The 16,437-nt window shown below is 39.1% G+C and carries 15 protein-coding genes; 8 read left to right on the forward strand and 7 right to left on the reverse strand.

Annotation, left to right across the window (positions count from 1 at the left end; translation table 11 throughout):
- Positions 1-327: 327 nt before the first annotated feature.
- Both ACIZ62_RS15595 and ACIZ62_RS15600 read right to left on the reverse strand, forming a co-directional pair.
- Positions 328-2,544: a heavy metal translocating P-type ATPase gene (locus ACIZ62_RS15595; protein ID WP_414150575.1), complete on the reverse strand. Its 2,217-nt coding sequence runs from the start codon at positions 2,542-2,544 to the stop codon at positions 328-330.
- Positions 2,545-2,568: 24 nt separating this feature from the next.
- On the reverse strand, positions 2,569-2,880 hold the full coding sequence (locus ACIZ62_RS15600; protein ID WP_111889045.1) for an ArsR/SmtB family transcription factor: 312 nt from the start codon (positions 2,878-2,880) through the stop codon (positions 2,569-2,571).
- A 179-nt stretch (positions 2,881-3,059) separates the two neighbouring features.
- Between ACIZ62_RS15600 and ACIZ62_RS15605 the strand changes: the two genes are divergently transcribed.
- Positions 3,060-4,217: a uroporphyrinogen decarboxylase family protein gene (locus tag ACIZ62_RS15605; RefSeq protein ID WP_111889044.1), complete on the forward strand. Its 1,158-nt coding sequence runs from the start codon at positions 3,060-3,062 to the stop codon at positions 4,215-4,217.
- A 12-nt stretch (positions 4,218-4,229) separates the two neighbouring features.
- Positions 4,230-4,382: a hypothetical protein gene (locus ACIZ62_RS15610; protein WP_162624543.1), complete on the forward strand. Its 153-nt coding sequence runs from the start codon at positions 4,230-4,232 to the stop codon at positions 4,380-4,382.
- A gap of 94 nt (positions 4,383-4,476) precedes the next feature.
- On the opposite strand, the gene ACIZ62_RS15615 is transcribed toward ACIZ62_RS15610, so the two are convergent.
- Complete coding sequence (locus ACIZ62_RS15615) at positions 4,477-5,304, reverse strand: deoxyribonuclease IV (RefSeq protein WP_414150576.1); 828 nt, start codon at positions 5,302-5,304, stop codon at positions 4,477-4,479.
- 181 nt (positions 5,305-5,485) lie between these two features.
- Here ACIZ62_RS15615 and ACIZ62_RS15620 point away from each other — a divergent pair, with 181 nt between their 5' ends.
- Positions 5,486-6,013, forward strand: coding sequence for an HdeD family acid-resistance protein (locus ACIZ62_RS15620; protein ID WP_111889042.1), 528 nt, complete (start codon positions 5,486-5,488; stop codon positions 6,011-6,013).
- A 36-nt stretch (positions 6,014-6,049) separates the two neighbouring features.
- On the opposite strand, the gene ACIZ62_RS15625 is transcribed toward ACIZ62_RS15620, so the two are convergent.
- Positions 6,050-6,853 (reverse strand): ZIP family metal transporter, encoded by an 804-nt coding sequence (locus tag ACIZ62_RS15625; protein WP_111889041.1) that lies wholly within the window; start codon positions 6,851-6,853, stop codon positions 6,050-6,052.
- 222 nt (positions 6,854-7,075) lie between these two features.
- Between ACIZ62_RS15625 and ACIZ62_RS15630 the strand changes: the two genes are divergently transcribed.
- The 5 genes from ACIZ62_RS15630 to ACIZ62_RS15650 all read left to right on the forward strand — a co-directional run bounded on the left by ACIZ62_RS15630 (position 7,076) and on the right by ACIZ62_RS15650 (position 11,737).
- A complete protein-coding gene (locus ACIZ62_RS15630; protein ID WP_111889040.1) occupies positions 7,076-7,360 on the forward strand; it encodes a hypothetical protein in 285 nt (94 codons plus the stop codon).
- A gap of 355 nt (positions 7,361-7,715) precedes the next feature.
- The gene (istA, locus tag ACIZ62_RS15635; protein ID WP_414150213.1) at positions 7,716-8,960 is read left to right on the forward strand and encodes an IS21 family transposase; all 1,245 of its coding nucleotides are present in this window, start codon (positions 7,716-7,718) and stop codon (positions 8,958-8,960) included.
- Complete coding sequence (istB, locus tag ACIZ62_RS15640) at positions 8,954-9,742, forward strand: IS21-like element helper ATPase IstB (protein ID WP_111887536.1); 789 nt, start codon at positions 8,954-8,956, stop codon at positions 9,740-9,742. Before istA ends, istB begins: the two co-directional genes overlap by 7 nt.
- Before the next feature lie 200 nt (positions 9,743-9,942).
- A complete protein-coding gene (locus ACIZ62_RS15645) occupies positions 9,943-10,701 on the forward strand; it encodes a hypothetical protein (protein ID WP_414150577.1) in 759 nt (252 codons plus the stop codon).
- A 214-nt stretch (positions 10,702-10,915) separates the two neighbouring features.
- Complete coding sequence (locus ACIZ62_RS15650; protein ID WP_111889038.1) at positions 10,916-11,737, forward strand: ion transporter; 822 nt, start codon at positions 10,916-10,918, stop codon at positions 11,735-11,737.
- Positions 11,738-12,000: 263 nt separating this feature from the next.
- On the opposite strand, the gene ACIZ62_RS15655 is transcribed toward ACIZ62_RS15650, so the two are convergent.
- The 3 genes from ACIZ62_RS15655 to ACIZ62_RS15665 are packed head-to-tail and all read right to left on the reverse strand — an operon-like array spanning position 12,001 to position 16,336.
- Positions 12,001-13,092, reverse strand: a complete 1,092-nt coding sequence (locus ACIZ62_RS15655) for a hypothetical protein (protein WP_414150578.1) — start codon at positions 13,090-13,092, stop codon at positions 12,001-12,003.
- Positions 13,093-13,095: 3 nt separating this feature from the next.
- Entirely contained in the window at positions 13,096-14,517 is a 1,422-nt protein-coding gene (locus tag ACIZ62_RS15660) for an AAA family ATPase (protein ID WP_414150579.1), read from the reverse strand.
- 52 nt (positions 14,518-14,569) lie between these two features.
- Positions 14,570-16,336 carry a retron Ec67 family RNA-directed DNA polymerase/endonuclease gene (locus ACIZ62_RS15665; protein WP_414150580.1) on the reverse strand — a complete coding sequence of 589 codons (1,767 nt, stop codon included), beginning with the start codon at positions 16,334-16,336 and terminating at the stop codon, positions 14,570-14,572.
- Positions 16,337-16,437: the final 101 nt, after the last annotated feature.

Raw genomic sequence — 16,437 nt, forward strand, 5'->3', positions numbered from 1 at the left:
GTCATTTGTCATTGATACTTTTTTAACATCTTGTTTTTTTTACATTTAGTATTTTGTCAGTCGCTGTCATGCTGACACTGCCGAATACCCTTGTTATTCACTATTTCAAGCAGATTCGACGGCGCTTTGTACCGCTCTTTACATAACTAAATTATTCTACTATTTTTTCTTTTCGGCTTTTTTAATAATTTGACGATACTTTATTGTACTTAATCTGAGAAAACTGGTTCTTTAAGTTTCTTAATCTAAAAAAGAACAAAAAAGGTCAACTGCACTCAACCCTTTTTGTTCAATTCTTAACGACTATTTTTTTTAATTTGGCCTTATTTATCTGTTCTTCTGCCAGAATCCCCGATATTTTAAAATCCGGGTCGTATTTAGAATGGTTAAAATCGCAGCACCTACATCGGCAAAAATTGCCAGATACATTTCGCCCATGCCAAAGAAGGTCAGCGTAAGCACAGTGATTTTAATGCCAAGTGCCATCACAATATTCTGAATCATAATCCGTCTGGTGTATTTGGCAATATCCACTGCTTTGGTAATGTCCATCGGATCATCCTTCATCAGAATGATATCCGCAGCTTCAATGGCGGCATCGGAGCCCAAAGCTCCCATTGCGATACCGGCGTCAGCCATGGCCAGAACCGGTGCATCATTCATACCGTCACCCACGAAAATGGTTTTACCATCCTTGTTTTCGACCTTTATTTTTTCAAATGCGGCCACTTTGTCCTGAGGCAAACAATCGCCGATCACCTCGTCCAGCATCAGTTTTTTCCCAACCTGGTTGGCAACGCCAGCATTGTCGCCACTGAGCATCACTGTTTTTTTTACGCCAAGCCGTTTTAACCCCTGTAAGGCCGATAAGGCATTATCCTTGATCTGATCCCCTAATACGAGGTAACCGGCCAGTTTGCCATTAATGGCGATATAGACAAGGGTTCCCTCTTCATCGCTGTCGGCAATCTCAATCTGATGATCTCGCAGCAGATTTCTGTTTCCAGCCAGGATCATCTGATCATCTACCTGCACCTGGGTTCCTTTTCCGGGAATTTCAGCGTAATTTTTTAACCGGGTTTCATCGACATCCTGCTGGGCATAAGCCGTGATGGCCTTGCCGATGGGATGGTTGGAATAGTGTTCCCCGGCTGCAGCGGCCACCAACAGCTCGGTTTTTGTAAATCCTGTCGCTGACACGGTTTTGATCACCTTGAATTCGCCCTGAGTCAGGGTTCCGGTTTTGTCAAACACAAACACATTACTCTGATAAAGAACATCCAGATAATTTCCACCTTTTATCAAAACGCCTTCCTTGGATGCCCGACCAATGCCCCCGAAATAACTGATCGGTATCGATAACACCAGGGCACAGGGGCAAGAGACCACCAGAAAGATCAGACTCTGATAGAACCAGGTTTCCCAGAACGCTCCGGGAATAATAAGTGGCGGAATGATAGCCATGGCAACGGCTGAAAAAACCACAATGGGGGTATAGTAACGTGAGAAGCGGGTAATGAATTTTTCAGTCTTACCTTTTTTATCGCTGGCTTCTTCAATCAGCTGCATAATTTTCATGGCGGTGGAATTTTCATAGTCTTTGGTAACCAGAACTTTTAGCACCGCATTGCCGTTAATCATTCCACTAAGAATCTCATCACCCTTTTTTACTTTGCGGGGGTAGGATTCGCCGGTGAGGGGGGAGGTATCCAAATGAGAAACCCCTTGCATGATGATTCCATCGGCAGGGATTTTTTCACCCGGCTTGATTACCAGAACATCCCCCACCTTGACTTGTTTCGCATCAATGACGACCTCACCCTCGGGTCCAACCCGATTGGCAGTGACGGCATTAAAGCTAATCGTTTCGGCGATGGATCGCCGGGCATTATCCACGGCCCGATCCTGAAAAAATTCACCAATACCGAAAAAGATCATAACGCCGGCGGCTTCCGGCCACTCGGTTAAGACCAGTGCCCCAAAGGTGGCAATGGTCATCAGAAAGTTTTCATCAAAAATCTGACCATGTCCGATATTTCTAAAAGCCAGCAAAATAACCCGATAACCAGCCAGCAAGTAGGCACCCAGAAAAACGCCAACACTGACCATTTCCAGATCGGCCGGGAGAAACGCCTGCAGTACAAAACCTAACAGAAATAATCCAATCGCAGTGGTGAGTTCATACTTCTGCCGTTTATCCATATCTCCCAGAGCCCCTGTATGCGAATGTCCCAAAGACTGGGATTCTTCCGCCTGATGGTGACCATGACTGTGTTCATGGTCATGTCCATCACAGCTACAGGGCTCGGGCACTACCAGCGGTTTCCGATTTTGGGAAACCACCACATGCGGTTCCAGGGAGTGGACCAGTTTCACAACAGCATCATAAGTTTCTTCCCGCGCGAACCCTTCATCCTCCTCTATAACCAATGATCCCGTCGCCAGAGATATACTCGCTTCCCTGACATTTGGCATTTTGCCAACCAGCTTTTCAATTTTTCCTGCACAATTCGCACAGTTGAGTCCTTCTAAAAATACTTTCACGCTGCTAACCTCTTTTCAATATACCTAGTGATGACTTAAATGGGTAATTGTTAATAACACAATCACTTCCACATGGGCGTCATCCAGGTGATAAAATTTCATTTGCCCGTCTTTTCTATAACTGATGATCCGTTTATCTTTTAAGATCCGCAATTGATGCGATACCGCCGTCCGACTGACATCCACCAGGCTGACAATATCATTCACACACAACTCGCCATTTTCAAACAGCGCGCTCACAATTTTTATCCGGGTGGGATCGCCCAGCACCTTAAAAAATTCAGCAACCTCAAACAAGGTTTCTTCGGTATGATCGTTTTTTAAAACTTTATCCATCTTTTCTCCTTAATATGTGAACACTTACTCACTTATTGACACTATAGTAGCATATTTTTTTTCTGCAATCAAGCACTATTTTCAACTTTTAAATTGTTGACAATTGTCAAAAATAATGATAATTTGAACACATATAATATTTTAGAGGATTTTAGTTCAAAGGATAAAGGTCGATATAAATGAGTGATGCCAAACGATTATTGGATCAACGATTGATTCGTATTGAAAAAGCAATTAAACTGGAAAAACCAGACCGGGTCCCCATTTTTGCCTTAAACGGCCCCGAGGTGGCGGTGGATTATTGTGGTCGTCATCTCAAATCGGCCACCTGGAACCTGGAAATTGTTAGAGAATGTCTGCCTATTTACTACCAGGATATGAAGGTAGATGCGGCTTCTTCAACTTTCTTACGTTGCCCGGGGATGTATACAACCATTGGTTCCCAGAATTTCGTTCCGAACAAAGACGGGTTTATGCAACATCCCGAGGTCTGTGGTATGCTGGCCAGCGAATACCACGAACTGATTAAGGATCCCTTCAAGACCCTGGTGGATAAGGTCCTCCCCCGGCAATATAAAGCCTTTGATCAGCCCGGCGGGTTGGGTGGACTCAATCTAGCTAAAGGTGCCCTTAGTTATATGCGCCACACAAAACTCCTCCGGGAAATTGATGCTCACTGCAGTACCACGGTGGGAGTCTCAATTATTACGGACAATATGATCGAAGCACCTTTTGATTTTCTGGCAGACCAGCTTCGCAGTTTTATGGGGATCTCAGTGGATATGCATCGTTGTCCCGAACTGGTGGAGCAAGCCTGCGAAGCCCTGTACCCGCTGATACTTCGTTGGGGGGTCACTGGCTATTCCGGACCGCCAAAAAAAATCCCGGCTATCTTCATGCCTTTGCATATGCCTTCATTTTTAAATCCCAAGCAGTTTGAGCGTTTTTACTGGCCCAGCTTCTCCCGTCTGGTCAATACCCTTACTGGCATGGGCTATACAGTAATCTTGTTTATTGAAGGAAACTGGTCAAAATTGTATGACTATCTGGGGAGCTTAAACCCGGGTGTGGTGGGAATTTTTGAATATGGCGAAATGAAGACCATTAAAGAAAAGGTGGGTAAGACCATGTGCATCATGGGCAACTACCCTATTGAAGCCTTGAAATCCCAGTCTACCGAAGCGTGCCTTGACATTGCGAAAAAGATGCTCGACGATGGGGCTCCCGGAGGCGGTTATATTTTTACCACTGGTAAATCAATTCTCCGTGGAAAGGGATTAGATCTGGAAAAACTCCAGGCAGTTCATCAATATGTAATCGATCACGGAAGCTATTAAGAGAGGTATCATATGGAAACCATCAAATCTGACTATCTGGACTATTTCGAAACCTATGCGGCCCGACATCCGGAAATAACAACAGAAGATGCTGCGATTATGGCTGATCCCTGGGATGTTAATGAGGATATGCTATTGGGTTATGTGTTGTCTTTGTTGATTTAATAAAACATCTGGCCGTTTAATTATAGCGCAAAAAAGCAGCGATGGATGCCCATCGCTGCTTTTTTGGTGTTGTAATAAAATGATTTCAGGACAATCAAAAGGATCGCAGTAATTCAATTTCCTTTTGATAATCCCCGGTATCCTCCTGAGGCGTTTCCAGAAAAAAAGGTAAATCTCTCAGTTGGGGATGGGTTACAATCCACTTAAACGTATCAATCCCCAGGGTCCCAAAACCGATTTTTTCATGGCGGTCCTTATTGCTGCCAAAGGGCATCATGCTATCATTTAAATGGATACACTTCAAATAATTAAGGCCAATGATCCGATCAAAGGCTTCGAGCACGCCATCCAGATTTCCCACCAGATCATAGCCACCGGAATAAACATGGCAGGTATCCAGACAAACTCCGATCTTATTGGTTAAGGCCACCTGATCAATGATCATTTTTAATTCTTCAAAGCGACTGCCAATTTCAGTCCCTTTTCCTGACATGGTTTCTAAAAGCACCGTGGCTTTCTGCTCTGGCCACATTTCCTCATTAAGAATTTGAGTAATCCAGGCAATCCCCGCCGCAACCCCTTGGCCAGTGTGGCTACCAGGGTGAAAATTATAGAGTTCACAGGGCAGTTCTTCCAAACGCATCAGGTCTTCTTTAAAAACCATCCGAGCAAATTCTCGGGTTTCTTGTTTAGCAGAACACATATTAAGCGTATAGGGTGCATGGGCCAGTAAAGGGCCAAACCCATGATTATCCATTATCTGCCGAAGTCCGGCCACATCATCGGAGTCAAGGGCCTTGGCCTTTCCACCCCGGGGGTTTCGGGTAAAGAACTGAAAGGTATTGGCCTCAATTTTCACGGCTTCTTCACCCGCTTTTTTAAATCCACCTGCAATAGACAGGTGGGGTCCAATCATTAACATTTTTCGTCTCCTTATAATTTTATTGCCATTTAATATCTTTTTATGAATCAAATTTTCTCATTTATTTTTCGTGATTCCCAAAATTCTACATTTCTTATAATTAACTTGATTATTCTATCTTAATATTGTAAAATACCCTTGAACTCATTAACTCTAAATTTAATTTTGAAAGGAACAAAAGATGAATGATTTTCTAAAAATGTCCAAAACATTGGGGATTATTGTTGCCCTTCTGATGATCGTCCTCGGCGGCCTGATCTTTTTTGCACCGATGTTCGCAGCCCAAATGATTATGTGGTTTTTTATTGCCGGTCTGCTTATTTTCGGTATTTTTCACATCATTGTATTTGCCAAAAGTACGATTAAAAATGGCTGGAGTCTGACCTCGGGTATCATGGCCGTATTGCTGGGGGTTCTGCTGATTTTCTCAGACCCATTATCCCGGGCCAGTACACTCGCGTTTATGCTTGCCTTTATTGCTTTATCCACCGGAATGAATCAGATCGCTGCCTCTTCCGTAATGAAAAAGCAAGGTGCCACTGGAACTGGCTGGTTACTGGCTTCAGGAATCATTAACATTTTCTTATCCATTTTCCTTATTTTCAACCCCTTTGTTATGCTTCTGGGCTTTGGCATCATCGCCGGGGTTTATCTCATCGTTGGAGGAATCGCCCTCTTTGCCGAAAGCATGTCTACCCATATTTTATAAATTTAAGGATGTCTACATGTAGACATCCTTATTTTTTTACCCTAGAGCAACATCTAAAATCATCATTAAGGTAAAACCGAACATGACACCGATGGTGGCAATATCCCCTTCGTGGCCCAACCTGGCTTCGGGAATCAGTTCTTCCGCCACAACATAAATCATGGCACCAGCTGCAAAAGCGAGCGCAAAAGGCAGCATCGGCGCAACCAGGACCACTGCCGCAGCACCAATCACCGCTGCAATAGGCTCCACCATCCCTGAAAACTGACCCATTAAAAAGGCTTTTCTTCGGCTCATATTCTCACGCCTTAAGGGAATCGATACTGCTGCTCCTTCAGGAAAATTCTGAAGACCAATCCCCACTGCCAGCGACACGGCACCGGCCAGGGTCATCGCCGATGAACCGGAAGCCAAACCGCCAAAGGCGACCCCCACTGCCAAACCTTCAGGAATATTATGAAAGGTGATGGCTAAAACCAATAGCACACTCCGTTGCCAGGAGGTTTTGATACCCTCCCGGTGATTCGTACCTGGATGGACGTGAGGTAAGATCTTATCCACAATCCACAGAAAAAATCCGCCACTCAGGAAACCTAATGACACCATCACATATGCCGGCATTTGGCCGCCCTCGGCCATCTCAATGGCCGGTGCCAGCAACGACCAGAAACTGGCAGCGATCATAACGCCAGCCGCAAAACCAAGCATAGCATTTAACACCTTGATATTAATTTCTTTAAAAAAGAATACCAGAGATGCCCCCAGGGCAGTTACAAACCAGGTAAACAACCCGGCAAATAATGCCAGTAAAACTGGCGGATACGCCAATAAAAATTCCATTTACTTTCCTCACTTCCTTTCGACTTTGATAGATAATTTTAATCATTCTTATTTATTTATCAGTATACTATAAATAGGCATGAAAAATCCATTCTTTTTAATACCCTTCATCTTGAAGTTTCTTGCTGATTTTACAAATAAACCTTGTTTATTTCAGCTTGCGCTTTTATAATTAATTTATCAGCTCAATGTGGCTGAAATAACGCAAAAGAAGGTAATACCATGAAGAAAAGCGAATTAATTACAGTCTTTAACACGGTACAGGAAAAATTTGAAGATGCCGTTACCGAAGAATTTTTTCTTCAACGTCTGCAACCTTATGCGGATGAAGATGGCTTTGTCGATTACCACAAATTAGCTATGTTCGCCCATAATGAGTCCCTTGCCTCGGCAAAAGGATTCTTTTTCGAAATACTTTCTGAGATTCTAGTGGATGAAGACGATGTCGTTCTTGAAGAAGACCTTGGCGAAACCACCGTTGAATCCCCTGAACCAACCCCTGAATAAGAGCCAGGTGCTCCTCTTTTGACGCTCTCTTCCCTCACTATATTAGCGATTATGTCTTAAAAGGCCGGACAGAAATTTTTTCTGTCCGGCCTTTTTTAAAACAAGAATCGCGATGGTGGGAATCGACCGCGTTATAATGAATTCTGCTAATCAGACTAATTAAAAAAGGTTCTTGCTAGTAATTGTACCTGGTTAAGACCGAGTTTACCTGTCCCAGCAAAATGGTATAAATTTCATCAAACAGATACCTAGCTGTTGTTCTGTCAAAATCGGTGTTAAAATACCCATAATAAACGGTTGAAAATTCCCCAAAAACACGGTATGTTTCTTCTTAAAGTATAAGGAGGACAACCGAATGATAACAATGGAGGAATATTACATGATCAAAGGTTTAAAAAACAAGGGAATGTCAATCATGCAGATTTCCAAAGAAATGGGTGTTGATCGAAAAACGGTCAGCAATTGGCTTAAGCGCAACGAACCGCCAGCATATCGGATACATCAGTTTCGGCAAGGAAAGCTTGATCCGTTTAAAGATTATATTCTGGAACGAATGAATGAAGGCTGTGTCAATGCCGCTGTGATTTTTGATGAAATTGCAGCCGATGGGTACCAGGGCAAAATGACGATTCTTCGGGAATTTATGAAGCCATATCGCAAAAAAGCGTTAGCCAAAGCATCGATCCGCTATGAAACACCCCCTGGCAAACAGGCCCAGGTTGACTGGGGAGAATTCGTTGTCACGATGCCCGATGGAAAGCTCAAGAAATTGTATGCCTTCATCATGGTTTTAGGGCATTCCAGAAATTATTATCTTGAATTCACCGAGAATTCGAAATTTGACACATTAATCGGCTGCCATGAACGAGCATTTGCCTATTTTGGTGGTGTAACAGAGAGCATTCTGTATGACAATATGAAAACTGTTGTTGCCTACAGTCACAAAACCGGCAACGATAAATGGAATCAGCGGTTTTTGCGATTTGCCGAGCATCACCATTTTATTCCGGTTCGGCATCGGCCTTATCTGCCCCGTTCCAAGGGCAAGGTGGAACGCGGAGTCCAATATGTACGCGGCAATTTTTGGCCGAGAGTCAAAAGCTTTTCAGATCTGGCCGAACTCAATGATCAGGCTCGGCTCTGGCTTGATACGAAATGCAACACCCGGCTACATCAGACGATTCACAAAATACCCCATGAAATCCTGACGGAAGAACTGCTGAAGCCGATGAACACCGAACCGTTTCTTTCTGTGGATCTGGTCAGCCGGAAAGTCATGAATGATTGTATGATCAGTTATCAGTCCAATTATTTTTCCGTTCCCTTCCGCTTTGTTGGTCACCGTGTCGGTGTGCGGGATCTGAGAAATGGAACGATTGAAATCTATGATGAAACTGGTGCTTTGATTGAAGGTTACCGGAAACCGGCCCAAAAACATCAGGTTCAAAAAATGAAAAAGCACTTTGAAGGATTGAACAGTCAAAACCATAAAGCCAAAGCCCGCAAAGCACCGCTTATGATTCCAGATCAATCGCCCAAAGTGCATCAAAGACCGCTCGCAGTCTATGATTCTTTAGTCAGTGAGGTGACCATATGGTAACCCATCACCTGAAGGAAGCTTTTGATCGTCTGAATCTCACGCATATGGCCGCCGTTTATGACCACCATGCTGAAGAAGCTTCCAAGGATAGTATATCCTATTTGGAGTTTCTGGACAAGCTGCTTTGGGCAGAAATTGATGCAAAAAGAGAACGGACAACTACGACGAACTTGAAACTTGCAAAATTTCCCTATATCAAGGCCATCGATTCATTTGACTTTGATTTCCAGCCCAGTGCCAATCAGCGTAAGGTAAATGAACTGAAAACGCTCGCCTTTGTGGAACGTTCCGAAAATGTCGTGTTTTTGGGCCCGCCCGGCGTTGGCAAAACTCATCTGGCCGTAGGTCTGGCGGTTTGTGCGATCAAAAGTGGCTATACTGCTTATTTTCTCAGTGCACATGAACTGATTTCAATGATTCAGGAAAATATTGTTTCCGGGCGCATTCATCGCAAACTTAAAACACTGAATAAACCCAATATCCTGATTATTGATGAAGTTGGCTATGCGGCCATGGATGATGAAGTGGCTCATTACTTTTTTCAGATTGTTTCCAATCGCTATGAAAAAGGCTCAATCATTCTGACTTCCAACAAGTCCTACGGTAGTTGGGGTGATGTGTTCGGAAATAATGTCGTTGCAACGGCGATCCTGGATCGACTGCTGCATCATTCCACAACGATCAATATCAAAGGTGACAGCTATCGGATCAGGGAAAAGAAAAAGGCTGGCTTTTATGATGTCAGTCTATATGAAAACGAGTCGAACGATGCTAATGGGTAATTTTTACCGTTTATTTTGGGAAGTTTTGAAACGGTATTGACAGTTCTTCGTAATTATCTGTTTATGTGATTATCCCGCTCTTTCCAGGGTAAACAAAAGAGTAGAAATATTAGGATTTGGTTGTCGCTTCGAGCGACACAGCAGGACCTCACTAATTTCTAATATTCTAGTCGAATTAAACGAAAGGATGGGTTAGTCAAATGAAAAAAAGCAAGTGCTTACTGATGTTTTTTGTAGTGCTGGCGATATTCATGCTCGCAGGCTGTGACAATAATGATGCTGCTAAAACCGATGAAAGCCAAACAAACGGAGAAGAAACAACTACCTTGAATGAAGCTCTCAGTGGTGCGGAACTCCTGAAAAGTTTGAATTTCACTTATCCGGATTCCCTTAAAATAACTACTAAAACTACCGTTACTGACAGTCTAGATACCTCCTCTACCACCTATACCAAAGGAGATAACTACCGGATGGAAATGGAATTACCAGAAGTCGGCAATCAGATTACCATCTATAATGCCGCTCAAGGGATAACCTACCAGTATACCGAAGGCCAAACCACCGGGTTCTCTTTCAAGGATCAGGAGATGACCTCCGATTTAGGAAATTTAAACATGGATGAAGGAATTACCAGTATTGATGAACTTACCGATATTTTTCCTGACAACATGATCGCCCGGGTAGAAACCCTGGATGGCGAGAAAGTGATCTATATCGAAACCACCGAAAATGACGGTCAGAATGGCACGATCGATATGCGCATGTGGTTTTCCACCCACTTTGGAGTACCGTTGAAAACTGAGATTATTAGCAATGGCACTGTCACCATGAGTTCTGTAGTTACCGACATTTCGGCCGATAATATTTCAGACAGCCAGTTTACCCCACCAGCGGATGTTGTGTTTACCGATTTTTCATCCATGAATATGGATGATCTGACAAATATCCCCAGCCCATGATTTAAGTGAAGTTGATCTTACCTCATTTATCCCTTACAATACCTGATTAAAATCCCCAGCTCCCACTGGGGATTTTGGTTTTCTATAATATTTTTTTGCTGACGCAACTTGCTGCCTTGCAATACGCTGGCGTACACTCTTGGAACACATATGCTATAATTAAATCATATCACCTGAAGCAGATTCATTGGAAACGATTATATGGGAGGCTCTAATGGTAACATACCCTAAAGACTGGAAGCAAAAGCTGAATCAGATCATCAACGGCATTGATACACCCCTGGGCCGTGCCTTTGATATCGCCTTGATCGGCTCCATTTCGATCAGTTGTTTTTTAATTATCATTGACAGTGTCGCACCCATCCACGTTGTTATGGGGACTGTCATTTCACTGTTGCTGAATTTTTTTCTGCTTATTTTTACCCTTGAATATGTCCTGCGACTGATTGTAACACCAAAAAAACGGGACTATCTTTTAAGTTTTTATGGCATTGTGGATTTTATTGCCATTGCGCCTATTTATCTCAGTTTTTTTGTTTCGTTTGGCAGTTTTCTCCCTATTGTTCGCATCCTTCGTCTATTTAGACTCTTTAGCGTCTTTAAAATGGGTCGCTATGTTGATGAATCGGGCGCCTTGTTAAAAGCTCTTCGTGCCAGCAAAACAAAGATTAGCGTCTTTCTCTTTACCCTTTTGTTTATTGTCATTATTGTAGGAGCATTGATGTATATCATCGAAGGCCCTGAGCATGGCTTTGTCAGCATTCCTGAATCCATGTATTGGGCCATTGTAACCATCTCAACCGTTGGGTACGGGGATATTTCTCCTCAAACCGAGATGGGCAAATTTCTTGCCAGTGCCCTGATGCTGGTGGGTTATGGCATCATCGCTGTACCCACCGGTATTATTACCAGTGAGCTTTCTAATGCTTCAAACAAGAAAGAACCTCTGACAGATCAAAAATGTCCAATCTGCGGCAATTCAAAACATGCCAAGGATTCCCAGTACTGCAATCAATGTGGTAAAAAGCTGACTTAATTAGAATCGATTATGACAATCGGTTAAATTTAGATTATAACTAAATAAAAGCCATTTGCATACATTCAAAAAGTTCGGAAGCTATCTAATTTGCGGGAAATCCGCGGGAAAAATCATGCCTTATTGAAAACACTTCATAAAAACTATTACTAACTGCTCTGAATATTATTTGATACGTAACGCTTGAAAAGCCCCTCATAAATTTCCAAGAATAATTTCAAACAAAAATCACAAAAACCTCACACGCTCCCAAATGGTTTCGATTATTTATCAAGAAAGTCCAAGTATTTATTATAACCTTTTAATATATCCGTTGTAACAAAATAATGTGGTTGAACTTTAGGTATTATTTTATTTGACACATAGCCTGCAATATCTTCATCTGTTATTACTGCGCCGTGGCTTTCAGCCTGTTTAATTGTGTCATAAATCGTTGAAGATAATATTTCCACAACATGATAAGGACCTTTCTTTGAGTATCTTTCCTCCAGTTTAATAAGTTTAATAAAGTTTTCTGAAGCTAGTGTCTTTCCATGTATGTGTATTTTTCTATTGATAATATCTGGCTTAAAAATAACTTCATTGCCTATCAATTCATAAAATGGCATGGTCATTGGATTTATTGTTCGTATCCCTTTTCCTGTTGACGGCCGATTACAGGATTTACAAGTTGAATATAAATTAAGCGGACTCATTGCAAGAAATGGATATATAGATTCTGGCCAAAAATGTTCTATTTCCAAATTTCCATTATCTGACACATCAGTTGCATCGCAATAGGGACAGACATAAATATTATTATCTTCTTTAAAATTATCATGAAACTTTTCTCTGGTATACTCCGTTCCATCTAACCGTTCCCAAACCTGTGGCATATTGAAAAATTTTTCGTAATAAAAATTTTTAAATACTACCCTCCATTCATCTGGCACGTTTTGTACATCTATAAATGCTTTTCTAGATTTTAATGCATTATTTTGATAATAATACGTATACAAATGTTTTCTTATTTCATTCTCTGAATACTTCGAGAGTAATTGCGTTACATTACTGGAAAAAGAAACATTATTATTAGCTCTCTTATAAATATATACTAGTAATGTCGCTACTTTTATATCATTCTCAAGTGTTTCCTTCCTTTGAATCAAGCTTGTTAATTTAAACAATTCTGCGTGTTTAGAAACATTTTTTAATTGTGATGTACTTGTTTTTATTATTTCATCTAAATATTTATCAAAAGGTATCGCTATCTCTTCATGTTTGTACGCAATCATGTGCTCAAACAATGGAATAATTAATCTATCTCTAAACAGACGTAATTTTTTACCATTTTGAATATTAATCACATACCACATAAGCTAATTCTCCCATGTTTTATATAACATATATTTTATATATGATTCTCCCAAAATATTCATCATTTCTTTTTTTTCACTCTTCGAAGCATCTTTCATCTGATTTAACACTGCCGTTTCAAAGGGATTTATTTCATCGTCTTCAAATAGTCTCATATTTATTTCTGTATCATTTGCTAAGAAAGTATTAAAATTGGGATTTCTAATATTGTTATCTTTTAATAAAAGTATTTGATTTTGAAATAGATTTTTTATCATATAACCACTATGTGAGCTAAATAACCACTGAACGTCGTCCTTATTAAATAATTCTACCAAAAGTGGTATTAAATTCTTCGACCATTTCATATTGAGATGAGTTTCAGGTTCTTCCCAAATAATAAGTGCATTATCGGTAACCTTCGAGCACACAGAAAACAGATCAAACAAGAATGATTTTTCACCTGTGCTCATATCGCGAATAGATATTTCCTTTCCATTTCTTCTTATATAAAATTCATTTATATATATAATTCTTCTATTGATCAATTCAACTAATGTTTTATATCTTGTCTGATTTTTTAAATAATCTACGATCATGAATCTTTCGTTATATTCAGAATCAATTTCAACTAGATAATTTTCTATTTCTGAATTAAAATAAATTTCTTGACCTTTAATGTATGTTTCTTCCCATTGATAGTTTTCTTCTTTTAAGATCGGTTTCCTATTTTCAAGGCGGTCTCGAAAATCTTTCTCATCCTCCACATTTGTACAAACATCTACAAACCCTGATAACTCCAACCCCCAAAATTTAAAAGTATTTCTCAACTGTGTATTTGTCGAAAACACATGAAATAAATATGCAATTCCTAAAGAGTTTTTATTGCCCCTTGAGGTTGTTGAGTAATCTGCTGAAATATCTCTATAATCAACTAAACGATCACCAATATAATTTGTACCATATGTCAAATTTTTATATGCTGCATCAAAACCTATAACATATACTAATGGTGGTAAATAAAGCTTTATCTCGTCATAAGTAACTTGATCAACTCCACATATTTGTGAATTAACACAATAACCCTTATCACTACCTTTTCTATATTCTTGAATATAATTCCATTTTTCATCAATACATATATAGATATTATTTTTTTCTTTTCGAATAATAACATTATGAATAACTTGATTAATCTTTATATCATAAGAAATACTATAATCAGAGTCCAACCGTTCTCGAAATCGCTGAATAAACTTAAATATTTTTGCAATAAAACTTAAAATTGCAGTTTTTCCTGAACCGTTTTCTCCTGAGAATAAAACAATACTCATATTCCCGTAGATATGTTTTTGAAGCTCTGATATTTCATGCTCATTTTCAAAAACAATTTGTTGTTCATGATATTTTTGGTAATTCTGAATCCATAAATTTTTTAATTTCATTTTCTTATTTCCTAGTCTCTCATTCTAAGTATCCTTTTCCACCTATTAGCATTTATTGGTTAGCATTTGAAACAATCTTATTTAAACAATTAAAAATAGGTCTAAATTTGCTAAAATCAATACTTTTATAATTTTTTTCAATGAATTTTGAGAAATCATCTTTCCCATAGCAATCTTTTTTTTCACCTTTTCTATCAAAACTTCTTCCATTAATTTTATGCTTCAATACTTTTTCTTCAAATAAATCTTCAATTTCACATTCAGTTTTACCATCAACCAATGGATTTGTTATTAAATATAAATTATCCAGAACATTTGCGGTTAACTCTTTTTTTAGCTCTTCTTTTAGTTCGTCTCTTTTCTGTTCTATTAATTGTTTTTCCAACTTTTTTTTATTCTCTTTATTTTCATCTGTCTTTTTTTTCAGCTCTTTATTTTCATTTCGAGATAATTTTATATTAGAAATAAAAGCGTTTATCGGTTTACCAGTAGCCCCAAGTTCGTTGTCAAAAATTAATAAAACCGGCTGTTTAGGCATAACACTACCGCATTCTTTGAAAATTTCATTGTAATTTGGATAGTTAACAGAGTCTTCATCGTGATAATATTTATAGAATTGTTGCATAGTATCAGCACCATCTAAAGCAACATTCAAAAAATATCTAGCTCTTTTACTTCTCTTAAAAAATGAAATTTTAAATTGAAATCCCCGCTCAGTCTTTGTAATCAAATCTGGATATTCATTATATAAATTTTTTAGCGCTGCTTTAAGATATCGTATATCTGTTTTTCCTTCTGTTACTACCAGTGGTTTTTCATTCGCAAAAAAATACTTATAAAATAAAAATTTTTGATATTGTTTTTCTTTAGCACTAAGTTTAAAAAATGTATGGTTTTCATTGTCAACTGAATTATTGAACTTCTCCAATTGATCAATGAAAGAAAATCGTCCTTCTAATTGATTCATTGTAGCAACATTGGTATTTATCTCAAAAGATCCAGAAGTATAAAGAGAATGAGCCATAGCTCTAGTTTTTTTATAGTAATTTCTATCTACATTAATTCTTTTATTAACAATCAATCCAGTTACAACTTGTTTTGAATCTCGAAATTGTAAACTTGTTTTTGATTCATTTACTGAAAACCCAGCACTAAGAATTTCCTGAGATATTTTTGTTGAAAAATCTTCATACACCGAAAGAAAGCTTCTATTGTTCGTCGAAAAGGTTAAATCATCAGCATATCTAGTATAATCAAGCCTGTACTTTTTTGCAATTTTCGAAATACGATAATCTAAGATATTGCATATTAAATTAGTTAAAATCGGAGAAGTAGGTGCCCCTTGAGGAAGCTGTCCTTTATAACAAGAAAGTTGTGCAATTACAGTTGCTACTTCTGTAGACACCTTAAAATCATTATTCTTTTCAAAAAAACCTTTAACTCGGCCAAAATGAATGCTATCAAAAAAGTCTTTTAAATCAAGGTTTAGAACATATCTTTTGTTTTTATGAACAATTGCATTTGTGATAATGCTTTTCTCTTCTTGAAAGGCATGTGAAATATTATTTTTTTTATGTTTGGTTTTATTAATTAATTGTTGGTGTTCCCATAAAACTTTAGCTAATTTCCGTTGAATATCTTTTAATTCATCAGCAGGTGCATTGATTTTTCTAGGTTCACCATTCTTTTTAGGAATTTCAAATGAAGAATACAAGTTATCAACATTTGCTTTGTATAGGATATAGGTCAACTTTTTTATTGGTACATTTAGAATTCTTGCTAAATCATTTCGTGTTTTCAACTCATTGAATTTCGTCATACTACCCACCTAAAAAATATGCGCGTGGCTACTCATTATGTCGCTAACGCAAAGCGCTTTCACGAGGAAAATTGATGCGGGTAAAACAAATCTACCTAACA

It is taken from the genome of Acetobacterium carbinolicum (genome assembly GCF_047456275.1).
GTDB classification, from domain to species: Bacteria; Bacillota; Clostridia; order Eubacteriales; family Eubacteriaceae; genus Acetobacterium; species Acetobacterium carbinolicum.